At 61.4% G+C, this 22,327-nt stretch carries 20 protein-coding genes; 8 read left to right on the top strand and 12 right to left on the bottom strand.

The annotated features are described in order from the left end of the window. Window positions 1-302: 302 nt before the first annotated feature. A complete protein-coding gene (locus tag AADA15_RS17000) occupies window positions 303-1,829 on the top strand; it encodes a cryptochrome/photolyase family protein (RefSeq protein ID WP_341642756.1) in 1,527 nt (508 codons plus the stop codon). 45 nt (window positions 1,830-1,874) lie between these two features. On the opposite strand, the gene AADA15_RS16995 is transcribed toward AADA15_RS17000, so the two are convergent. Continuing rightward, the gene (locus tag AADA15_RS16995) at window positions 1,875-3,335 is read right to left on the bottom strand and encodes a 2-isopropylmalate synthase (protein WP_341642755.1); all 1,461 of its coding nucleotides are present in this window, start codon (window positions 3,333-3,335) and stop codon (window positions 1,875-1,877) included. A gap of 210 nt (window positions 3,336-3,545) precedes the next feature. Between AADA15_RS16995 and AADA15_RS16990 the strand changes: the two genes are divergently transcribed. After that, complete coding sequence (locus tag AADA15_RS16990) at window positions 3,546-5,204, top strand: NAD+ synthase (protein WP_341642754.1); 1,659 nt, start codon at window positions 3,546-3,548, stop codon at window positions 5,202-5,204. A gap of 100 nt (window positions 5,205-5,304) precedes the next feature. Then, entirely contained in the window at window positions 5,305-6,681 is a 1,377-nt protein-coding gene (locus AADA15_RS16985; protein ID WP_341642753.1) for an NAD(P)/FAD-dependent oxidoreductase, read from the top strand. On the opposite strand, the gene AADA15_RS16980 is transcribed toward AADA15_RS16985, so the two are convergent. Beyond that, window positions 6,659-7,591: an MBL fold metallo-hydrolase gene (locus AADA15_RS16980; protein WP_341642752.1), complete on the bottom strand. Its 933-nt coding sequence runs from the start codon at window positions 7,589-7,591 to the stop codon at window positions 6,659-6,661. The genes AADA15_RS16985 and AADA15_RS16980 overlap by 23 nt on opposite strands. A 219-nt stretch (window positions 7,592-7,810) precedes the next feature. Here AADA15_RS16980 and gltX point away from each other — a divergent pair, with 219 nt between their 5' ends. Then, window positions 7,811-9,136, top strand: a complete 1,326-nt coding sequence (gene gltX, locus AADA15_RS16975; RefSeq protein ID WP_341642751.1) for a glutamate--tRNA ligase — start codon at window positions 7,811-7,813, stop codon at window positions 9,134-9,136. A gap of 78 nt (window positions 9,137-9,214) precedes the next feature. Here the strand turns inward: gltX and AADA15_RS16970 are convergent, their stop codons facing one another. Both AADA15_RS16970 and AADA15_RS16965 read right to left on the bottom strand, forming a co-directional pair. After that, the gene (locus AADA15_RS16970; protein ID WP_341642750.1) at window positions 9,215-10,405 is read right to left on the bottom strand and encodes a DUF2254 domain-containing protein; all 1,191 of its coding nucleotides are present in this window, start codon (window positions 10,403-10,405) and stop codon (window positions 9,215-9,217) included. A gap of 249 nt (window positions 10,406-10,654) precedes the next feature. Beyond that, window positions 10,655-11,227 carry a gamma-glutamylcyclotransferase family protein gene (locus AADA15_RS16965; protein ID WP_341642749.1) on the bottom strand — a complete coding sequence of 191 codons (573 nt, stop codon included), beginning with the start codon at window positions 11,225-11,227 and terminating at the stop codon, window positions 10,655-10,657. Between the two features lie 98 nt (window positions 11,228-11,325). Between AADA15_RS16965 and AADA15_RS16960 the strand changes: the two genes are divergently transcribed. Beyond that, window positions 11,326-11,772: an RrF2 family transcriptional regulator gene (locus AADA15_RS16960; protein ID WP_341642748.1), complete on the top strand. Its 447-nt coding sequence runs from the start codon at window positions 11,326-11,328 to the stop codon at window positions 11,770-11,772. 32 nt (window positions 11,773-11,804) lie between these two features. On the opposite strand, the gene AADA15_RS16955 is transcribed toward AADA15_RS16960, so the two are convergent. Together AADA15_RS16955 and AADA15_RS16950 are read right to left on the bottom strand one after the other, a co-directional pair. Further along, window positions 11,805-14,333, bottom strand: coding sequence for an ABC transporter permease (locus AADA15_RS16955; RefSeq protein WP_341642747.1), 2,529 nt, complete (start codon window positions 14,331-14,333; stop codon window positions 11,805-11,807). Next, complete coding sequence (locus AADA15_RS16950) at window positions 14,330-15,037, bottom strand: ABC transporter ATP-binding protein (protein WP_341642746.1); 708 nt, start codon at window positions 15,035-15,037, stop codon at window positions 14,330-14,332. Before AADA15_RS16950 ends, AADA15_RS16955 begins: the two co-directional genes overlap by 4 nt. A gap of 50 nt (window positions 15,038-15,087) precedes the next feature. On the opposite strand from AADA15_RS16950, the gene AADA15_RS16945 reads away from it, so the two are divergent. Beyond that, window positions 15,088-15,744, top strand: a complete 657-nt coding sequence (locus AADA15_RS16945) for an arylesterase (protein ID WP_341642745.1) — start codon at window positions 15,088-15,090, stop codon at window positions 15,742-15,744. 138 nt (window positions 15,745-15,882) lie between these two features. Here the strand turns inward: AADA15_RS16945 and AADA15_RS16940 are convergent, their stop codons facing one another. Both AADA15_RS16940 and AADA15_RS16935 read right to left on the bottom strand, forming a co-directional pair. Continuing rightward, window positions 15,883-16,089 carry a cold-shock protein gene (locus AADA15_RS16940; RefSeq protein ID WP_065272777.1) on the bottom strand — a complete coding sequence of 69 codons (207 nt, stop codon included), beginning with the start codon at window positions 16,087-16,089 and terminating at the stop codon, window positions 15,883-15,885. Window positions 16,090-16,318: 229 nt separating this feature from the next. Next, window positions 16,319-16,870, bottom strand: a complete 552-nt coding sequence (locus AADA15_RS16935; RefSeq protein WP_341642744.1) for a L,D-transpeptidase — start codon at window positions 16,868-16,870, stop codon at window positions 16,319-16,321. 215 nt (window positions 16,871-17,085) lie between these two features. Between AADA15_RS16935 and trxC the strand changes: the two genes are divergently transcribed. Next, entirely contained in the window at window positions 17,086-17,517 is a 432-nt protein-coding gene (trxC, locus tag AADA15_RS16930) for a thioredoxin TrxC (RefSeq protein ID WP_341642743.1), read from the top strand. A 15-nt stretch (window positions 17,518-17,532) separates the two neighbouring features. Here the strand turns inward: trxC and AADA15_RS16925 are convergent, their stop codons facing one another. The 3 genes from AADA15_RS16925 to AADA15_RS16915 form a co-directional block, all read right to left on the bottom strand. After that, window positions 17,533-17,736, bottom strand: coding sequence for a hypothetical protein (locus tag AADA15_RS16925; RefSeq protein ID WP_341642742.1), 204 nt, complete (start codon window positions 17,734-17,736; stop codon window positions 17,533-17,535). 296 nt (window positions 17,737-18,032) lie between these two features. Beyond that, window positions 18,033-19,688: an energy-dependent translational throttle protein EttA gene (gene ettA / locus AADA15_RS16920; protein ID WP_341642741.1), complete on the bottom strand. Its 1,656-nt coding sequence runs from the start codon at window positions 19,686-19,688 to the stop codon at window positions 18,033-18,035. A gap of 431 nt (window positions 19,689-20,119) precedes the next feature. Then, the gene (locus AADA15_RS16915) at window positions 20,120-20,317 is read right to left on the bottom strand and encodes a hypothetical protein (protein WP_341642740.1); all 198 of its coding nucleotides are present in this window, start codon (window positions 20,315-20,317) and stop codon (window positions 20,120-20,122) included. 497 nt (window positions 20,318-20,814) lie between these two features. Here AADA15_RS16915 and AADA15_RS16910 point away from each other — a divergent pair, with 497 nt between their 5' ends. Then, complete coding sequence (locus tag AADA15_RS16910; RefSeq protein WP_341642739.1) at window positions 20,815-21,420, top strand: nicotinate-nucleotide adenylyltransferase; 606 nt, start codon at window positions 20,815-20,817, stop codon at window positions 21,418-21,420. Here the strand turns inward: AADA15_RS16910 and AADA15_RS16905 are convergent. Continuing rightward, window positions 21,409-22,215, bottom strand: coding sequence for a DMT family transporter (locus AADA15_RS16905; RefSeq protein WP_341642738.1), 807 nt, complete (start codon window positions 22,213-22,215; stop codon window positions 21,409-21,411). The genes AADA15_RS16910 and AADA15_RS16905 overlap by 12 nt on opposite strands. Window positions 22,216-22,327 lie beyond the last annotated feature (112 nt).

The following is a 22,327-nucleotide window of genomic DNA, read 5'->3' as shown; positions in this document are numbered from 1 at the left end:
TTGGCGCGCAAACCTCCTCCTCTGAGCGGGCGCGCCGAATGGCACGCTCAGAGGCGGGTTAGGATCAGTAGGTCGCGCAGGGCCGCACCGCAAATGGCGGTGGCCGGGCCGTGGATATGTGCGCGTGCTGTCATGGGGGAACCTTATACAGGCCATGAGGCGAATGGAAAGAGCGAAAATAGTTCAGACATATTGACCCTTTAGGCGGAGGGCAGCGTCGAACCCAGCCAAAGGGTTTTGGCAATTGATCCGACGGGAAAACCGCCTAGCTCATGCAGGCGGCTACAATGAGGCAGATACCCGTGGCACGACTTATTCTCGTTCTTGGCGATCAGTTGAGTGAGACCCTGTCCGCTTTGCAGGCAGGTGACAGGGCCGCGGACACGGTGGTGATGGCAGAGGTGGCCGAAGAGGGCACTTACGTGCGCCATCATCCCAAGAAAATAGCGCTGATCCTTGCTGCCATGCGCAAGTTTGCTGGCGAATTGCGCGCCGATGGCTGGGATGTTGCCTATACCCGCCTTGATGATGAAGAAAACACCGGGACTATTGCCGATGAGCTGTTGCGCCGCGCGCAGCAGACCGGCGCGGACGAGGTGATCGCGACGACGCCCGGTGAATGGCGCTTGATCCGCGATTTGCAATCTCTGCCGATCAAGGTCAGCCTCAAGCCGGATACGCGCTTTATCGCCTCCCGTGCCGATTTCACGGGCTGGGCCGAGGGCCGCAAACAATTGCGCATGGAGTATTTCTATCGCGAGATGCGGCGCAAGACCGGGCTTTTGATGGAGGGGGGCAAACCCGCTGGGGGCAAGTGGAACTTTGACCATGATAATCGCAAGGCGCCGCCGAAAGAGATTAGCGGCAGCGGGCCAATGCAGTTCACCCCTGATGCAGAAACCAAAGAGGTTCTGGATCTGGTGGAAGAGCGATTTGGCGATCACTTTGGCGATCTGCTCCCGTTTCATTTCGCAGTGACGCGCAGCGATGCCCTGCGCGCGCTTGAGCAGTTCATCCGCGACGGGCTGCCGCTGTTCGGGGACTACCAGGACGCCATGCTGCGCGGCGAGAAATGGCTCTATCATTCGGTGCTGTCGCCCTACATGAACATTGGTCTTCTGGAGCCTTTGGAGATTTGCCGCGCCGCTGAGGAGGCTTGGAAAAAAGGGGACGTACCCATAAACGCCGCCGAAGGGTTCATCCGGCAGATCCTTGGCTGGCGCGAGTTCGTGCGGGGAATCTATTTCCTGGAAGGCGAAGACTACCCCCGGCGCAATGCTCTGGAGCATGTCCGCGCGCTGCCGCCGCTTTATTGGGGGGCGGAGACGGATATGCGCTGCTTGTCAGAAGCGGTCGCACAGACGCGGGAAGAGGCCTATGCCCATCACATCCAGCGCCTGATGGTGACAGGGAATTTCGCCCTTTTGGCGGGTATAAGCCCAACCGAGGTCCACGAATGGTATCTCGCCGTCTATGCCGATGCCTTTGAGTGGGTAGAGGCGCCAAATACGGTTGGCATGAGTCAATTTGCCGATGGGGGCGTTGTCGGCTCCAAACCCTATGTTTCAAGCGGGGCCTACATCAACCGCATGTCCGACTACTGCAAGACCTGCGCCTACAAGGTCAGCCAGAAGACCGGGGAGGGGGCCTGTCCCTTCAATCTGCTTTATTGGCACTTTTTGGTGCGTCACCGCGAGAGGTTCGCGGCCAATCCGCGCATGGGCAACATGTACCGCACATGGGACCGGATGGCTGAAGGCCGAAGGGCGCAGATCATTTCCGATGCAGAGGCATTTCTGGCCCGCATGGATGACGGTGCTCGGGTCTAGCGCAGCTGCATCCGGAATTGACTGGCGGTTCTGGCCGATCCGCCGTCAGTTGTTATCTGCGGGATCGGTCGGTTCAGTCGATGACGCATCATCCGAGCCGTCGGTCACCAGCGCCCCGTTTTCCCAGGCGCCACTGGTTTCCTGTCCGGTGGCATAGCGCATCAGGCCGGGGCCTTGCCGCTTGCCGTTGACAAAGCTGCCCTCGTAGACGTCGCCATTGGCATAGGTGGCGACGCCTGTCCCGGTGATCTTGCCTTCCTGCCAGTCGCCCTCGTAGACAAAGCCGCCGGGCATTTCGATCCGGCCCTTGCCGTGGCGCTGGCTGTTGGCAAACTCCCCGGTGTAGATGGAGCCATCGGCATAAGTGACCTTGGCCGCCCCGTGGCGCTGGCCGTCCTTCCATTCGCCCTCGTATCGATACCCGCTTTCATAGGTCATCACGCCCTGACCGTGATTGCGGGCGTTCTTGAAGCCGCCGGAATAGACAACGCCATTGGGATAGGTCGCGGTGCCTTGCCCTTCGATCACGCCGGCGATCCAGTCGCCCTCGTAGGTTGACCCATCTGGGTAGGTGATCTTGCCCAGACCTTCGGCCAGATCGTCGCGGAACTGACCTTCATAGACCGACCCGTCAGGGTAGGTAACCTTGCCGACGCCCTCGATCTGGCCTGCAAGCCATTCGCCCTCGTAGACATAGCCGTCGGTCTTGGTGAAGGTGCCATTCCCGTGGCGCAAGTCATCCGCAAAGTCGCCCACGTAGATATCGCCATTGGCGTGCACCTGGCGGCCGAGACCCTGACGGCGCCCGTTTTCAAGGGGGCCTTCGTATATGTCGCCATTGGGCTGGGTCAGCTTGCCCTGACCGTGCATCTGGTTGTTGGCCCATTCGCCCTCGTAAACCAGCCCATCCGGCATGATCAGAGTGCCGATGCCATGAAGCTGGCCATCCAGAATTCCGCCTTCGTAGGTCGCGCCATCGGGATAGGTGATCTTCCCTTCCCCTTCCTTGCGCCCTTCGATCCAGTCACCGGCATATTCATAGCCGCCGGGGTTCTGCATCACGCCTGTGCCATGGTGCTGGCCGTTCACAAAGTCGCCTTCATAGCGCGCGCCGTTGGCATAGACTGCAACGCCCTTGCCATTGATCAGCCCGTCGGACCATTCCCCCTCGTAGGTGCCGCCATCGGCAAAGGTGATCTTGCCCAGGCCTTCGGGTTTGCCCTTGACGAACTCTCCCTCATAGACCGCGCCATTGGGGTAGCGGGCAACGCCCTGACCGCGGATCTCGCCATCCACCCATTCACCCGAGTATTCATAGCCGCTGGGTAGCTTGTAAGTGCCGATCCCGTGCTGCAATCCGCCGCGAAAGGTGCCTTCGTAGACGCCGCCGATTTCGTCCTGCGTGGTCATGACCTGGCCGTCTTGCGCCAGGGCGGGCTGTACAAGCCCGGTGGAAACCAGTGCCAAAGCCGTCGAAAAAGCCAGTGCGGTGCCTAAACGGGTCATGAAACTTCTGCCTGCCCTTTGGTTCTGCCCCGGCAACTGCTGGCGGGGCGCGGTGTCAGTCGACGCGGAGCGCCTGCTATCTTAGCATCTGTGCTTGGAAACTATGCGACACTCCGCCCTGTCGCAATGTCTTTTGCTCGGCGCACTCTTTCCCTTGGCCCCGTATCTGATAAACGGCTGGTAACAGACTTTTCGAAGGGCGCGATCACCATGGCAGACCGGTTCCGTATCACTCTGGCGCAGCTCAACCCCACGGTGGGTGACATCGGTGGCAACGTCGCCAAGGCCCGCGCTGCCTGGGAGGAAGGGAAGGAGGCCGGGGCGCAACTGGTGGCCCTGCCCGAGATGTTTCTGACGGGGTACAACACGCAAGACCTGGTGATGAAGCCGGCCTTTCACCGGGCGGCCATGGCTGCCGCCGAGCAGTTGGCGATGGATTGCGCGGACGGACCCGCGCTGGCGGTGGGGGCGCCCTGGGCCGAGGATGGCAAACTCTACAACGCCTATCTGATCCTGAAAGAGGGACGTATCGCCTCGCGCATCCTGAAGCACCACCTGCCCAATGAAACCGTCTTTGACGAGGTGCGCGTCTTTGATGCCGGGCCGCTGGGCGGGCCTTATGCGATTGATGACACCCGCATCGGCAGCCCGGTCTGCGAAGACGGCTGGCATGAGGATGTCGCGGAAACCCTTGCTGAAACCGGCGCCGAGTTTCTGCTGATTCCCAATGGCTCGCCGTATTTCCGGGGTAAGATGGAGGTGCGCTACAACATGATGGTGGCCCGCTGCATCGAAACCGAGCTTCCCGTCATCTACCTCAACATGGTGGGCGGTCAGGACGACCAGGTATTCGATGGCGGCAGTTTTGTATTGAACCCCGGCGGGGCCTTGGCCGTGCAGATGCCGCTTTTCGACGAGGCGATCACTCAGCTGGATCTGGAGCGCACATCCGAAGGCTGGCGCGCGGTGGAAGGCGAGAAAGCCCATTTGCCGGACGCATGGGAGCAGGACTACCGTGCCATGGTCGAGAGTTTGCGTGACTACATGCGCAAGACAGGTTTCAAGAAGGCGCTACTGGGCCTGTCCGGCGGGGTGGATTCGGCCATCGTGGCCACCATTGCCGTCGATGCGATCGGGGCCGATAACGTGCGCTGCGTGATGCTGCCTTCGGAATATACAAGCGCGGAGTCTCTTGAGGATGCGGAGGCTGTCGCCAAGGCGCTGGGCGTGCGCTATGACTATGTGGCGATCAGCGAGGGGCGCGCGGCGATCACGAATACGCTTGCGCCGCTGTTCGAGGGGCGCGATGCTGACCTGACCGAAGAGAACATCCAGTCCCGCCTGCGTGGCCTTTTGTTGATGGCGATGTCCAACAAGTTCGGCGAGATGCTCCTGACCACCGGCAACAAGTCCGAGGTCGCCGTTGGCTATGCCACCATATATGGCGACATGAACGGCGGCTACAATCCGATCAAGGATCTCTACAAGACCCGCGTCTTTGAAACCTGCCGCTGGCGCAACGCCAATCACCGGCCCTGGATGATGGGCCCAGCGGGGGAGGTGATCCGCCCCAACGTGATCGACAAACCCCCATCTGCCGAGCTGCGCGAAGATCAGAAAGACAGCGACAGCCTGCCCGATTACCCCGAGCTGGATGCGTTGCTCACGATCCTGGTGGACGAGGAAGGCTCGATTGCCGATTGCGTGGCCGCCGGGTTTGATCGTGACGTGGCCAAACGGGTGGAGCACCTGATTTATATCAGTGAATACAAGCGCTTCCAGTCTGCGCCGGGCACGCGCCTGACGCCGCGCGCCTTCTGGCTGGACCGCCGGTACCCCATCGCGAACCGCTGGCGCGATCCCAGCTGACGGGCCGGCTGACGCCAAAAAACCACAGCTGATCGCTTGCGCGCGTTTGGGCCATTTTGACCTATGGACCGCGCCTGCGCCGCGCGGCATTAACCTTCTCATGCCTGGACCTAAGCTGCCCCATTTCCAAGCTGATCTTGCCCTGCCCAAACGTGTCGATGCGGTCGTCATCGGCGGGGGAATCATCGGCGCCACCACCGCTCTGGAACTGGCCGAGCGGGGCTACTCTGTTCTGCTGTGCGAAAAAGGCCAGATCGGCGCCGAGCAAAGCTCGCGCAACTGGGGATGGGTACGCATGTCCCAGCGTGATCCCCGCGAATTGCCGTTGATGGCAAAGGCCATGGAGATCTGGGAGGGGCTTGAGGAACGCACGGGCCATCCCACCGGTTTTACCCGCGCGGGTATCCTGTTCACCGCCGAGCGCGAGAAAGCCGCGGCCGATCTCGAAGCCTGGGCCAAGCATATGGCACCCTTCGGCGCGCCTGCCCGGATGGTGCGCGGGCAACAACTGGCGGCGCTGATGCCTGGGCACCAGACCGGGACGATTGCGGCCCTGCATACGCCGCAGGATGGCCGGGCCGAGCCGCAACTGGCCACCCACGCGATTGCCAGCGCGGCGCGTGCCGCCGGGGCGAAAGTCATGACCGAATGCGCGGTGCGTAGTGTCGAAACCGAAGCCGGGAAGATTTGCGGCGTGATGACCGAGCGCGGCCGCGTGGAGTGTTCTGCCGTGGTGGTCGCTGGCGGTGCCTGGTCGCGGCTGTTCCTTGGCAATGCGGGCGTCTGGCTGCCGCAGCTCAAGGTGCTGAACTCGGTGCTGCGGACATCGGCGGTGCAGGAAGGACCCGAAGTCGCCATGTGGGCCAAGGGCTTTGCCCTGCGCAAACGGGCCGATGGTGGCTACTCGATTGCCGATGGAGCCGAAAACGTGGTGGATCTGGTGCCCGACAGTTTCCGCCTGGCCCTGAAGTTCGTGCCTGCCTTCCTTGAGGAATGGCGCTCCCTGCGGTTCCGCCTGTCCGATCGCTGGCGCGTTGAGGCGGCTCAGAGCAGACGCTGGCAACCGGATCAGCACACCCCCTTCGAGGCTTGCCGTGTGCTGGATCCTGAACCGTCGCAGAAGGCAATCCGAAACAGTTGGGCGGCGGCGCAAAAGGCGTTTCCGGTCCTTCAGGGCGCCGATGTCGTGCAAAGCTGGGGCGGTATGATCGACGTGACGCCCGATGCCCTACCGGTGATCTCTCAGGTGGATGACCTGCCGGGGCTTTTCGTCTCCACGGGGTATTCGGGGCATGGGTTTGGCATCGGCCCCGCAGCGGGGCGTCTGACGGCCGATCTTGTCACGGGGGATACGCCGATCGTGGATCCGCGCGCCTTTGCGCTGGACCGATTCACGAAAAAGGCGCGGGCTGTAACGCCCACGCCTGATGTCACCGTCGCGGCCTCTGCGTCTCTCAGCCCATCATCTGATAGCTGACGGGCACAAAGCGGAAGCCATCGCCGCGGGTTTCCACGAAACCGGCAGCCGGGAAGGGCATGTGATAGCCGATCATCGGCGTACGGCTTGTAGCCAGCATGTCCATGACACGGCGACGCGATGCGGTGGCGGCTTCCTTGTCCATGTCGAACCTGACTTCCCATTCAGGATGGGCAAAGGACCACACGTAGTGGTTGGCAAGATCTGCCGTCAGCACCAGCTGCTGTCCACCACTGTCGAGCATGTAGGTCATGTGGCCGGGCGTATGCCCGAAGGCCGCCATGGCGGAGATGCCCGATGCAACCTCGCCGCCATCCTCGATGAAGGACATCTTCTCGGCCATGGGGGTCACTTTCTGGGCCACCAGATCGCCAACCCGGTTGCCGGCGTCCATCTTGGACCAGAAGTCATATTCGGCGCGTCCGGTCACATAGCGCGCATTGGCAAAAGTCGCCGCGCCGTCGGTGGTCATGCCGCCGATATGGTCGGGGTGCATGTGGGTCAGAACCACCACGTCGATCTGATCGGGGGTGACGCCCGCTTCGGCCAGGGCCTTTTGGATGCCGCCCTGTCCGAGGCCGGTATCAAACAGCACCTTTTCACTGCCGGTATCTACCAGTGTCGGGGTGAAGAAGAACTGCGCCATATCGGCCGGAATGAAGTTCTGAGCAGAGACTTCGGCGAATTCTTCGTCCGTTGCACCGCCGCCAAAGATCTCCTTGGCGCCGTCACGCGGCAGGCTGCCGTCGAGCAGGGTGGTGACGGTAAAATCACCCAGTTTGAAGCTGCGCGTGTGGCTTGCGGGGGCCTTGGCGGCGTGTCCATCGGCAAGGGCGGGCGCGGCGGTCGCTGCAAGGGGCAGGGCTGCTGCACCGGTCAAAGCGGCTCGGCGGGATAATTTCAGGGTCATGTCTTTGGTCTCCTCTCTGTCCGTGGTCAGGCTGAATTATGCGATGTGGCCTTGCGCAGAGGTAGGGCGCGCGCAGGGGTTGCAAGTCCGTCGGCGGTTTTGATCACGGAAACGTGAGGTAAGTGTGGGCCGAGGCGCGCGCCGGCTCTCCAGCACCGCTTGGAAAACTGGACAAAACAGCTCTTCTGTGAGATGGGGCAGGTCAACAGGAGACCATTGATGACCACCACCCGTTTTGCTCCCTCGCCCACTGGTTACATCCACGTGGGAAACCTGCGCACAGCGCTGATGAATTACCTGATCGCCCGCAAGGCTGGCGGGACCTTCATCCTGCGCATCGACGATACCGACCCGGAGCGGTCCAAGGAAGAATACGTCGATGCGATCAAACAGGATCTGGAGTGGCTGGGCCTGCAATGGGACCGTGTGGAGCGTCAGTCCGAACGGTTGGACCGCTATCACGAGGCAGCGGACAAACTGCGCGAGATCGGGCGTTTTTATGAGGCCTTCGAAACCCCGACCGAGCTGGACCTCAAGCGCAAGAAGCAGCTCAACATGGGCAAGCCGCCGGTCTATGACCGCGCCGCCCTGGCCCTCTCGGATGATGAAAAAGCGGCCCTGCGCGCCGAGCGCGGTGATGGTGTGTGGCGCTTCAAGCTGGATCAGGAACGTATCGAATGGGCCGATGGCATCTTGGGCGATATCTCGATCGATGCGGCTTCGGTTTCGGACCCGGTGCTGATCCGGGGCGACGGGCAGTTCCTTTACACGCTCGCTTCGGTGGTGGATGACACCGAATTCGGCGTCACCCATGTGGTGCGCGGATCGGACCACGTGACAAATACCGCCACCCAGATACAGATCATCGAGGCGCTGGGCGGCGCGGTTCCCGAATTTGCCCACCATTCGCTGCTGACCGGCCCGCAGGGCGAGGCGCTCTCCAAACGTCTGGGTACGCTGGCTCTGCGTGATCTGCGTGAGCAGGGTGTGCAGCCGATGGCTCTGCTTAGCCTTATGGCGCGCCTTGGCTCGTCTGACCCGGTCGAGCTGCGCTCTGACATGGCCGAGCTGATCGAGGGCTTTGACATCGGACGTTTCGGCTCGGCCCCCACGAAATTCGACGTGCAGGATCTGTTCCCGCTGACCGGCCGCTACCTGCAAACCCTGCCGGTTGAGGCGGTGCAGGCGCAGATCGAAGGCTTGGGCGTTCCGGCGGACAAGCAGGCTGCCTTCTGGGATGTGGCCAAGGAAAACATCACCACGCTCAAGGATCTTGAGGGCTGGTGGGCGCTGTGCCGCGATGGCGCTGAGCCGCTGATCGCTGATGAGGACAAGGACTTCATCGCCGAGGCAATGACAATGCTTCCCGATGGCCCATACGATGCGACGACCTGGGGCAGCTGGACTGCAGCCGTCAAAGAGGCCACGGGTCGCAAGGGCAAATCCCTGTTCATGCCGCTGCGCAAGGCCGTGACCGGCATGGAACGCGGCCCCGATATGAGCGCGCTTCTGGCCTTGATGGAAAGGGTCCGCGCAAAGGGCTGACGCTGGACGGCCTTCTTCGGCACGTGCAGAATTCGAACAAACGGTCCGCAGTGTGCGGGCCGTTTTTCTTTGGCTGGGCTAGTCTTGCGTTGCCTTCGGGAACAGCTCAAGGCGCAGCGCCTCGGCGGCATTTGCCAATCCGTCGGTGGGATGCTGCGCAAGAGCGCACAGGGCCTTGTCCATCCAATCCATCACTTGCGTATCTTCGGCACCGCTTTGTGCGATCGGCGCAAAGCTGTTGTTCAAAAGGCTGCGCGGGGCGACCGGGACCAGGCTGACATTTTTGAACATACAGTCCTGATCGGAAGGGCTTTCTTCCAGTGTCTCCCACAGCAGCCGTTCAAGACGTCCCATCACCTCAATGGCCGTGCCCGGATCATTCACACCGGGAGAGAGCGCCTTTTGCGCGGTTTCGGCCAATAGCGTGAGGCCAAAGCGGGGATCCTGATCGAAACTGCGCACATCGCCGATCTCGAAGGCGGAGGAAAGGTCCGCGCACCCGGCTTTGTCCAGACCTTCGGCCCAGGCCACGGGGCGACCTCGCAACACGAAATCTCCGGGTCGGCGATGCAGGGTGATATGTGCATTGCCCTTTTCGGCGGTCTCATTCAGGCGCGCCATGTCGACGAACCGGACAAAGCCGCTGTTCTTTGCCGGGATCGGATTGCCGCCAGCGGGGCAGTCGTCGTTCTTGGCTTCTTGTCCGCCAAGACAAGGGCGTTTGGCCCGTTGAATGAGACTGGTTCGGGCGCGGGTCTCGATCATGCGGAGCGTGTGATCCATGCTGCCCAGCCCCGACAGATGATCGATCCAGCGCAGGATCGCGATCACGATCAGAACCACGACGAAGATGGTCATGCCAAAGACAACAATGGCGGACTGCGGGGCGTAGAATTCGGCGCGAAACAGGATGATTGCACTCAGGGAATACACAAATCCGCCTACAAAGGTGGCGAGAACGCTTTGCGTCACGGTGTCTTCCAGGAGCAACCGATAGACCCGTGGCGTGGCCATCGAAGAGGCTGTGCGATAGGCGCTGACCATGACGTTGAGCGAAAAGGTCGTCACCGCCAGCATGCCTGAGGCCAGGATCGTCAGGATGGGCAGAACGGCCTCGCGTCCGAACCGTGTGTTGAGCGCATCCGGCAAGACGGGTGTCAGCAAGGGGGCGAGTACCAGCGCCAGCAGCGAGCACAGCGAGATCAGGACGACCCGAATCCAGAGTTGCCGGGTGAGGCGTTGAATATTAAGCAGGGTTTTTGAAATCATGTTCCCAGTCCTAGCCGCTATACCCTGATCCTGTCGATGGTGCGTTGCGGCGGATACCCATGACACACCAGCCTTCGAAACCCGTGGAAACTGTCTCGAATAGGCCGCAGGCAGCGTGATCACTGTCATGAACGAGCTGCTCTTCCTGCGCGACCTCCCGTCATTCGTGCGGTTGGCAATGGCCCCCAGCTCGTCGCCGGAGCTTCACAGTGCTTTAGTCCAGGCGACCGTCTGCCCGCGTTGCAGCTCTCATTCTTTCAAAGAGATCCTGCGCGCGCCGACACTTTCGATCAGGGCGTCAAAAAGGCTGCGTTCCTGTGCAGTGATCGTCTGGTGGCGTGGGTAGATGGGGGCGCTGCGGTCATCCAGAATCGGAGCATCCCATCCGTCTGTCGTCTCCATGAAGGCGATGGCCCCATCTTTACCAAAGACGTTCAGGTATCCCTGCAGAACCACGTCAAGATAGCTTTGCAAAATGGGATGCCGTTCGGATCCGGGCTTCTGGCGCGTTTGTGGTACTGCGTAGACAGAGATTTCGGGTACGCCCGGCAAGTCATGATGCACGGCCTTGGACGCCGGGAGGCGATCATAGGCGTACTCCCTTTGATCGAGGGCTTCCCAATCTGCGCCCGGCACTGCGGCGATCAACCCGTCTATCGCGTGATCCGGTGCGGGGATTGCAGTGAGGAAAGCAACATCCCGCAGATCCGTGTGCGCCCAGGTGCGGCGCCAGCCCGACAGGCGCGCGGGACGCGGATCATGATACTCATGGGTGGCTGTGTTCACGAGGCTGCCATAGCCAAAAAAATACGGGGTTGTCATGCGGCCCTCAGAAAGTCTCCCTCACGTGCTTGATCCATATCAAACCGCGCGGGAAGGTTTAATATACTGTAATCCGCATATTTGGGGGTGAGTAGAATATGCGAATTACCAAGCGTACGAATATCGCCGTCAGGCTGCTCATGTATTGCGCGGCCAATGCGGACAGGCTGGTAACGAAAACCGAGACGGCCGAATGCTGCAACATATCTGAAAACCACTTGGCCCAGGTGATCAACCAGCTTGGTCAGCTGGGGTACCTGAACACTCAGCGGGGGCGCAATGGCGGCATGAGTCTTGGGCGCGACGCCGCTGAAATCCGTATCGGTGACGTCTTTCGGGATCTGGAAGGCTGTTTCCCCATGGTCGAGTGTTTTGCGGACGTGGACAACACATGCCCGCTGGTCCATGCTTGTCGGCTGAAAGAGGCTTTGACTGCCGCTGCAGAGGCATTTTACGCGTCTCTTGATGATGTGACGCTGGCCTCGCTCGTTTGCGACAATGTGGCCCTCCTGCAGATCCTGCAGCCCGTCGGCTGTACGCGTTGATCCCTTGTTCTTTCGTCTGTGGAGCGACCTGCTCAATCCCGCGCCCGCAGGATGCGGGCCGGACGCGCCGCAAGGGGGCGCAAGGCAAAGGCAAGCCCTGCCATTAGGGTGGTCAGGATCCCGCCGCCCACCACCGCCAGCGCATTGGGCCAGATGATACTGTAGCTGGTTTCAAACACATAGGAATTCACCGCCCAGGCGCCCGCGATCCCCGCAAGCAGCGCAACCATCCCGGCGCCAGCCCCCAGAATGATCGAGCGGAGCGCAAAGCTGCTGAGGATCTGGCTGCGCGGAGCACCAAGCGTCTTGAGAAGCGCCGCCTCATAACGGCGGGCAGGCTCACCGGCGGCCGCAGTGCCCAGCAGCACCAGGAACCCGGTCAGCAGCGTTGCAGCCGCGCCGTAGGAGGTTGCCGCCGCCAGTTGCCGCAGGATGTCAGAGACACGATCCACCGCATCGCGCACCCGGATGGCCGTGATGTTCGGCATTTCCTGTGCCAGATCCCGCAGGATCTGCGCTTCGGCTTCCGCTTCGGCATAGACCGTCGCGATATAGCTATGCGGAGCGGCGGCAAGCGCGGATTCGTTCATCGCGATGACGAAGCCCATGCCCGCGGTGGAAAAATCAACCGACCGAAAGCTGGTCACGGTGGCGGTGATGTCGCGGCCCAGAACGTTCACGGTCATCGTGTCGCCAAGGGCGATGCCCAGCTCTCCGGCCTCTTCTTCGGCAAGGCTGATTTGGGGCGGCCCGCTGTAGTCGTCATCCCACCATGCGCCGGCGGTCACTTGCGTATTTGCCGGTTTGGCGCCCGCATAGGTCAACCCGCGGTCTCCCCGTACGACCCAGTGATCCCCGGCGACTTCGCGCGCGGGGCGTCCGTTGATCTGCGTGACCACGCCGCGCAGCATCGGCGCGCTTTCGATGCGGCTGACGGCAGGGTCGTTTTCAACCCGTTCCAGGAAGCTCGGCATCTGGTCGCGCTGGATGTCCACGAAGAAATACGACGGGGCAACGTCCGGCAGGGTGCCGGTGATGGCGCGGCGCATGTTGCCGTCGATCTGGCCGATGGCGGCCAGAACCGTCAGGCCGAGCCCGAGCGCAAGCACCGCCGGAACCGCCCCGTCACGGGAGGTGCCGATGGCCGCCAGCGCCCAGCGGAGGGAGGGGCGCCCGCGCGCAATGCGCGCGCCGCGCCGGGCCATCAGACCGAGGATGAGCGCCGCCAGCATGAGGATGACCAGCGCGCCTCCCAGCCCCGCCGCCGTCCAGAGCGTGAGTTCGACCGAACCGCTGAACAGCGCCGCAGCGCCGACCAGCAGCGCCAAGGCCACGGCCGTTGCCACAAGGTAGCGTGGTGCGGGCAGCATGCTGCCGCCTGCAAAGGCGTCCCGGAACAGGGCGGCTGCGCGGATCCGCTCGGCCCGGGCCAGTGGCCACAGCGCAAAGATGAAAGCGGTCAGAATTCCATAGAGTGCAGCTTCCGCGAGGGCACCGGGATAGACCGAGAAGATCGCCGGGAAAGGCAGTTGCGCGGCAATCAGCGGCCCGACCAGGACGGGGCCAAACCCGCCGATCACCATGCCGATAGCAATGCCCGCAAGGGCAAGAACGCCAATCTGCAGGAAATAGGTCAGGAAGATCACCTGCCGTTCCGCGCCAAGGGTACGAAGGGTGGCGATGGTCTCGGTCTTGCCCGCGAGAAAGGCACGCACGGCGGCAGACACTCCGACGCCGCCCACGGCCAACCCGGACAGGCCCACAAGCACCAGGAAGCCGCCCAGACGTTCCACGAAGGAGGTAATGCCGGGGGCACCGTTGCGGGCATCCTTCCAGCGCATGCCGGATTCTGCGAATTCGGCTTCGGCGGCACCCTGAAGTTGCGCAAGGTTTGCGCCCTCAGGCAGGTCCAGCCGGTAGTTCGAAGAATAGAGCGTTCCCGGCTCCAGCAGGCCGGACGTGGCCAGCGCCTGCGTTGCAACAATGGTGCGCGGCCCGAGCGTGAAACCGGCTGCAGCGGCGTCCGGTTCGTTTTCAATCAGGGCCATCAGGCGGAAATCCTGGTTTCCGAGGCGGAAGGTGTCACCAGTAGCTAGCCCCAGACGGTCGGCGAGTACGCGCTCCATCAGGCCACCCGGCAGCCCTTGCGATCCGTCCAGCGCAGAAGCGAGCGGAATGTCAGGGCTCAGGCGCAGCTGGCCGGTCAGCGGGTAGAGATCATCGATGGCCTTGACCTGCGTCAGCGCGCGTTCCTCTCCCACAACAGCCATGGAGCGGAAATCGACAACCTCCGAGAGGCGGTCAGAAATCCCTTCCATCCAAACGCGTTCTTCGGCATTTGCAAAGCGGTAGGTGAAGGACATTTCCGCATCGCCGCCAAGCATCGTTGCCCCTTCGCGGGACAGACCGGCCTCAATCGAGGCGCGGATCGATCCGATGGCGGCAATGACCCCGACACCCAGGGCAAGGCAGGCAATTAGAATGCGAAAGCCCTTGAGGCCGCTGCGCAGCTCACGCAGGGCAAACCGCCAGGCGAGGGACAGATCTTTTGTGAGGCTCATTCGGCGGCCTCTTGCGCGGCCTGGTCTTCCATCAGACGCCCGTCGCGCAGGCGCACAACCCGGTCACAGCGCGCGGCCAGCTCGGGCGCGTGCGTGACCATTACGAGCGTCGCGCCGTATCGGTCGCGCAGGCCAAAGAGCAGATCCATGACAGCCGCGCCGTTGGCCTCATCCAGGTTGCCGGTCGGCTCATCCGCCAACAGGATCTCGGGGCGCGGGGCCAGTGCGCGGGCGAGGGCGACGCGTTGCTGTTCACCGCCCGAGAGCTGCGCCGGATAGTGCCCCGAGCGGTGCCCCAGCCCAACCGCATCAAGTTCGGCTTGCGCCCGGTCAAAAGCGTCGGGCGCGCCAGCGAGTTCCAGCGGGGTGGCGACGTTTTCGAGCGCGGTCATTGCCGGGATAAGGTGGAAGTTCTGGAACACCACACCCATGTGGGCACGGCGGAACCGGGCGAGCGCGTCTTCGTTCATCGCGGTTAGATCTTGACCAAGCGCATGAATGGTGCCGCCGGTGGCCTGCTCCAGTCCTCCCATCAACATCAACAGAGACGACTTGCCGGACCCGGAAGCTCCGATCATTCCCAGAGTCTCACCTTTTTGCACATCCAGCGAGATGCCCTGAAGGATACGGACCGGGCCGGTATTGCCATTCAGGGTCAAAGACGCATCTGATAGGTGGAGAACGGGACGAATGTGATCTGTCATGAATCCGGGCCTGTTGAGAACGTTACTTGGGATATGGAGCGATTGCAGCAATGCGCAAGGTATGGGCGGTACTTGGGGTTATGATCGGCGTGACTTTGGCCGCGGGTGCGGCGGCCTGGGCCGATCCTGTTCGGATCACGGCACTGGGAGACAGCCTGGTGCAGGGCTATGGGCTGCATCAGGAGGATGGGTTCGTGCCGCAGCTGGAAACCTGGCTGCGGGAAAACGGTGCTGAAGTGGAGATCGCCAATGCTGGCGTTTCGGGCGACACAAGCGCAGGGGGCGCGGCCCGGATCGACTGGACCCTTGCGGACACTCCTGACGGGCTGATCGTGCTTCTGGGCGGCAACGACCTGCTGCGCGGTCTGTCTGCCGAGGAGATGAAGTCAAACCTGTCCAAGATCCTGGCGGCAGCGCAGGACAAAGGTGTCGAAGTGCTGTTGATCGGTATGCGGGCGCCCAACAACTACGGGCCGGACTACCGGGCGGCCTTTGATGCCGTCTATCCCGATCTGGCCGAGGAGTACGGAGTGCTTTTGCATCCCGATGCCTTTGCCGGGATTTCGAAGCAGGTCGGCGGCGATCCGGCCGAAGCGCAGCAGTTCCTGCAGGATGATGACATCCATCCCAACCCGGAGGGCGTGAAGCTGAACGTCGCCGCCCTTGGTCCGATCGCTCTGGAGCTGGTGCAGCGCGCAAAGGACTGATCCCGCACGGCGCGCAGGCGAACTGAGCGATCAGAGATGGCCGCGCCTGGAGGCGCAGCTGCCAAGGCACGACAAGGACAGCCCCAAGATGCTGTCGGGGGGCTGCCAGACGTCGGTAGGTCTAGTTGGAAACTGCGGTCAGAGCAGTTGAAGGTCCACGGCAGACTCGCGGCCATCACGGCCCGGTTGCAGCTCGTAGGACACTTTCTGGTTGTCGGCGAGGCCGGTCAGGCCGGACCGCTCTACCGCTGAAATGTGGACAAATACGTCTTTCCCACCCGCGTCAGGGGCAATAAAGCCATAGCCTTTGGTTGTATTGAACCATTTGACGGTGCCTGTGGCCATCGTCTGTACTCCTAAAGTCTAGTCTCAGTCTAACCGCGCATACGGTCACGCTCCGCAACTGCAGATGGTCACGACCGTGCCTTCGAGGGGTACAGTAATGTCATTCGCGTAACGTCGCAGTCACAGCATCTGACATGCTGCCCCCTTCGTGCAAGAAAAACGCGCCCCGGTTTTTCGAGGCGCGGGGGGGTGTGTGGCGAAAATGCGCCGCTCCCTGCGTTGAAGGAGCCTAAAGAACCGTCACGACGGTGCCCAGCGGCACCCTTTCGTAGAGATCCTTAACATGTTCGTTGCGCAGGCGGATGCAGCCGTTCGACACGGAGTGTCCGATGGTATCGGGCTGGTTGGTGCCATGGATGCGGTAGTAGGTGTCTACCCCGTTCTGGAACAGATAGAGCGCCCGCGCGCCAAGCGGATTGTCCGGCCCGCCAGGCTGGATGTACTTGTTTCCGGCAAAGCGCGCATAGGTGCGCGGGCTGCGCTCGATCATCTCCTGCGTCGGACGCCAGGTGGGCCATTCCTTCTTGGCGCCGATCACGGCTTGGCCTGTAAACTCAAGACCTGCCCTCCCGACGCCAACGCCATAGCGCATCGCCTTGCGCGGTTCGGTGACATAGTAAAGGTAATAAGAGCGTGGCAGAACCAGGATCTGCCCCGGTTCGAATTCCTTTCTGATCCTGACCATCTGCGGGTTGGGGTCGAAGTCTTCCGTGGCAGCGCCAACACCAGGGAGCGCGGCGGCGGCAGCGGATGTCGCCAGAAACAGGCGGCGTGAAATCATATCAGCCTCGTTCACAAAGAGTTTCGTTCAGAGTCAGTGTGATAGGGAGAAAATCCTGCGTCAATGGGGGGCTTGAACCCGATCAGGTCTGCGTGATCACAATGACATGATTGGGACGGATTCGGGACCTCTTGCGATGCGTGCAGAACTTCCTATATCGAATTTTGAATGTGTTTGCGGCGCTCAAGTGTGCGCCAGTGTTGGAGGATCCCGCCATGGGTGCGAAGAAACTGACCTGCCTGTCCTGCGGCCAGCTGAACCGGGTGCCAGAAGAAAGACTGACGGCGGGTGCAAAATGCGGCACCTGTGGTGAGGCGCTGCTGCCCCAGACCCCCAAGGACATCGATCCGGCGATCCTGCAGAAGGCGTCCAAGAACGATGATCTGCCTCTGGTGGTGGATTTCTGGGCGCCCTGGTGCGGCCCGTGCCGGATGATGGCGCCGGAGTTTTCCAAGGCCTCGGAAAAGCTGAAGGGGCAGGCGCGTCTGGTGAAGCTGAATACCCAGGATCACCAATCCGCCGGGGCGCGCTATCAGATTCGCGGCATTCCCACGATGGTTGCCTTCGAGCGCGGGCGCGAGACGAAACGCCAGTCGGGGGCATTGCGGGAAGGGCAGATTGTCGGCTGGATCAAAAAACCCGCCTGAGGGAACCGGGAGGGCTTATGCCTCGACCGGGTTTTCCTCATAGGCGGCCTGCGCGTCGCCGGAGGAACGCAGGAGCATTGCAAGAATCACGAGAAGCGCAGTGGCAACACCCACGCCGGAATAGACCGCAAGGCTCATCAGCACCGAAAGGTCGAGCACCACGAGGCTGTAGATTGCCGAAAAGAACCCGGTCAGTGTTCCCAGCATAACTCCAGCCATGTGCTCGTCTCCGATCTGTTGTGTCCAACCTGAGGGCAAGATACCCCACAGCCGTTCACCTACTACAGAGATTAATCCTTAAGATTTTGTTTAAATCCCGTTCAGCGTTGATGCCGAGGCGTGAAAACGCCGGGAAAGTCAGGGCAGGTGGCAGGCGATCCCCCGGCCTTTCAGGGCCTTCGTGCCCCGGCGTCTATCGCGCCTGCCAATCGCCGTGGGAAGGCTGGCCGGAACCTTCCCACGGAACCTCCCCACGATCAGGCAGGAGCCTGAAAAGCGGCGGACTTGGGCAGACCTTACCGCACAAACTTCTTGTGCTTCAGGCGCTTGGGCTCCAGCGCGTCGGCGCCAAGTCGGCGTTTCTTGTCTTCTTCGTAGTCCTCGAAGTTTCCTTCGAACCACTCCACATGGGCATCGCCTTCAAAGGCGAGGATGTGGGTACAGATCCGGTCGAGGAAGAAACGGTCGTGCGAGATGACCACCGCGCAGCCCGCGAAATCCACCAGCGCGTCTTCGAGGGCGCGCAGGGTTTCCACGTCCAGGTCGTTGGTCGGCTCGTCGAGCAGCAAGACGTTGCCGCCTTCTTTCAACAGCCGCGCCATGTGGACACGGTTGCGCTCACCGCCTGACAGGAGGTTCAGCTTTTTCTGCTGATCGCCGCCCTTGAAGTTGAAGGATGAGCAATAGGCGCGCGAGTTCACCTGCGCATCGCCCAGTTCGATGATCTCGGCGCCGCCAGAGATCGCCTCCCAGACGGTGTCACCGTCGTTCAGATCATCGCGCGACTGATCCACATAAGACAGCTTGACCGTGTCGCCATATTCGACGCTGCCCTCATCGGGCTGTTCCTGGCCGGTCAGCATCTTGAACAGGGTCGACTTACCAGCGCCGTTCGGGCCGATCACGCCAACGATGCCACCGGGCGGCAGCGAGAAAGAAAGGTTTTCGATCAACTGCTTGTCGCCATAGTGTTTGCTGAGGCCGTTGACCTCGATCACCTTCGAGCCCAGACGTGGGCCGTTCGGGATCACGATCTGGGCGCGGCCGACCTTTTCGCGTTCGGACTGGTTGGCCAGCTCGTTATAGGCGGCGATACGGGCCTTGGATTTGGCCTGACGTGCCTTCTGGCCCTGGCGCATCCATTCCAGTTCGCGCTCCAGCGTCTTCTGCTTGGATTTGTCTTCGCGGGCTTCCTGCTCCAGCCGTTTGGCCTTCTGCTCGAGCCAGCTGGAATAGTTGCCTTCCCACGGAACACCAGCACCGCGATCCAGTTCCAGGATCCAGCTGGTGATATCGTCGAGGAAGTAACGGTCGTGGGTGACGCAGAGGATTGTGCCTTTGTAATCAATCAGGTGCTGCTGCAGCCAGGCGATGGTCTCTGCATCGAGGTGGTTGGTCGGTTCATCGAGCAGCAGCATATCGGGGGCTTCAAGCAGCAGCTTGCAGAGCGCCACGCGGCGCTTTTCACCGCCCGACAAGGTCTTTACATCCGCATCGTCCGGCGGGCAGCGCAGCGCCTCCATCGAGACATCGATCTGGCTGTCCAGATCCCAGAGGTTCTGGGCGTCGATCTCATCCTGCAGCTTGGCCATTTCATCGGCTGTCTCGTCCGAGTAGTTCATCGCCAGTTCGTTGTAACGGTCCAGAATCGCTTTCTTTTCCGCAACGCCCAGCATGACGTTTTCACGCACGGAAAGGCTTTCGTCCAGCTGCGGCTCCTGCGGCAGGTAGCCCACCTTGGCGCCTTCTGCGGCCCAGGCCTCGCCGGTGAAATCCTTGTCGATCCCGGCCATGATGCGCAAAAGTGTCGACTTACCGGCGCCGTTGACGCCGACCACACCGATCTTCACGCCGGGCAGGAAGGACAGGTGAATGTTTTCAAAGCATTTCTTGCCACCGGGGTAGGTCTTGGAGACACCCTGCATGTGGTAGACGTACTGATAGGCGGCCATGTGACTGCTCCGTAATGGGGGAAATCTGCTGCCCGGTGTGATAGCCCAAGGGCTAGGCAGGAGCAATCGCCTAGGCGGAGCATCGCGAGGGTACAGGAACGGCGCAGATCGGGGGGTGTACTCCGTGCACCCCCAGTGCACCCCGCGTACACCCCCTGTGCATGGGCAGCTGTATTTGGGAACGGCGTCCGAACCGAGGGGAGGGCGAGTAGGGCCCGCCCGCATCGCCGTCCTAAAACGCTATTCGGTTCTTGGCCTACCCGTCACTGAGCCCGTAGGCTAAATCCGTCCGGGGTAAGGGGAAGACTGGCTATCATCGGATTTGTGCGACAAAGCCATCACAGGCCCAAAATTGCCCACACAGGATGAGCGTTTTTCAACCGCACATTTGTCCTTAGAAAATCGAACATCGCCAGCCCCTCTTAAATCTATTATTTCTCATAAAAAGACGAAATAATCATCTGCAACATGGCAAGCGGCAAAAAAACATAAGTTGCCAAATCAACCGAGGTAAGGCCACCGGACACTCCACGATTTTCCACCCCCCATATCTCAACACCAATCATGACCAACTCTGCCAAAACAAGCACCAAAAAAAATCGCCAATTCTTTTTCCAATAATCACTCACTTCTTTTCTCCGACATCTACCTGAAAACCTATTTGGAGAAATCGTAAACAGGTAAGGCAACCGCCTCCACAAAGCCAAAACCCGTTGATATCCAGCGGTGTGTTGAGGGGCAAAGTAAGCATACATTCATTGCACGCCTCCAACCTTACTTGTGAGTAGTATTTTTCGAGACACCAACGTTTGCGATATTCTTGCGGGCACCATAGACAGTTCCCGCAACAGCCTGCAAGGGGCCCCCGACACGACAGAGTTGAGAGCAAAAACCCCTAGAGCACAAGCACCTCAGTGTCTGTTTCTCCCCATCTGTCCGCATGCATTCACGCCGCAGCTGTTGCTGAAGAACGCGGTCCGCTCTGTGACCGCGCGGCGGCAAGGGGTTCAATCAATGCGTGCATCGAACTTGGTTCGGGCCGCGTGCGCAAGGAATTTGTCGTTGCCGTGCCATGCGTAGCGCAGCCAATTGATCTTCCCGCAAATCTATGCGCATCAAGTCGCCTATGACATGCGGATATCCATATCTTCGCCCCGGCATGAGCGTGGGGCTTCTGGGCGGCTCGTTCGATCCGCCGCACCGGGGGCATGTTGAGATCAGCCTTGCGGCGCTGAAACGGTTTGGGCTGGATCGCATGTGGTGGCTGGTCACCCCCGGCAACCCGCTGAAGTCTCGCACCCCGGCGACGCTTGAGCGGCGGATGCAGGCCGCGCGGGAGATGATGCAGCATCCGCGGATCGGGATCAGCGATATCGAGGCGCGTCTGGGCACGCGCTATACGGCGGAAACCCTGCGGCATCTGCGGGCGCGCTATCCTGGCGTGCGCTTTGTCTGGTTGATGGGGGCCGACAACCTCACCCATTTTCACCGCTGGAAGGACTGGCGCGAGATCCTTGAGACCGTGCCGGTGGGAGTGCTGGCCCGGCCCGGCGACCGGATCTCGGCGCGGCTGTCGCCCGCGGCGCGCATCTATGGGCAATATCGGCTGAAAAGCAGCGAGAGCCATCTGCTCGCGCAGGCCGAGGCGCCCGCCTGGTGTTTCCTCAACGTGCCCATGGTGGAGGCCAGCTCGACCGAGATCCGCGCCCGTGGCGACTGGTCAGCGGCGTAGGCTGGCCGAGGCGATGCCCGCGCTGATCACCACCAAAAGCCCCGCCCAGGTCAGAAGGTCCGGCAGTTGGCCAAACACGGCCCAGCCCAGCAGGACCGCTGCGATCAGCTGGAAATAGACGGTGGGCGCCAGCCTTGAAGCCTCGGCCCGGCTATAGGCATAGAGCAGAAGAAGGTTGCCCAGCATCGAAAAGGCGGCGCTGCCAAATGTGAGCGCCGCGACAGAGGGCGTTGCTTCGGGCAGGTTCGCAAGGCCGATGGGCAATAGGAACAGGGCGCTGAGCAGGAGTTGCGTGAAGCTCAGCTCCACGGGTTTTCCCAGATGCGCCAGCCACCGGGAGGCGGTGAGAAAACAGCCATAGAAACAGCCCGCAAGTACCGCATAGAGCAGGTTGGCAGAGCCGCCAAAGCCGGGCCGCACCACCAAGAGGACGCCGCAGAACCCCGCACCCATCAAGAGCGCCCTAAGTGGCGTCGTGCGTTCGCGCAACAGGAACACGGACAGGAGGTAGCTGATGACCGGTCCGATAAAAAAGGCGGCAAAGACATCTGCAATCGCTTCGGTTTTCAGGGCCGTCTGGATCGACAGGATGCCGCCGGTGATGAAACTGGCCCGCAGCCAGATCCGCCAGTCCTTGAGCAGGCGCAGGCAGCCTTTTGGGGCAAAGGGCAGGACCAGGGCTGCGCCGATGGCAAAGCGGGACCAAGCGACAAAAGCGGGTGTTGCCAAGCCGCTGCTGGTCAACAGTTTCCCGCACAGGTCCCCGGCCGGGATCATTGACATGGCGATGAACATGATAATGACTGCTTGAAACATGAGAGACAGCGGTAGCAGGCAAGCGGAACAGGGGAAACGCAAAAAACGTCCTGCGTTTGCCGTTTGGCAGCAATTTTAATAGATACTGACA

Source organism: Phycobacter sedimenti (genome assembly GCF_038148855.1).
Classification (GTDB): Bacteria; Pseudomonadota; Alphaproteobacteria; order Rhodobacterales; family Rhodobacteraceae; genus Phycobacter; species Phycobacter sedimenti.
The sequence above is the reverse complement of the archived record's forward strand: the minus strand, read 5'-3'. Positions and strand labels throughout refer to the sequence as shown.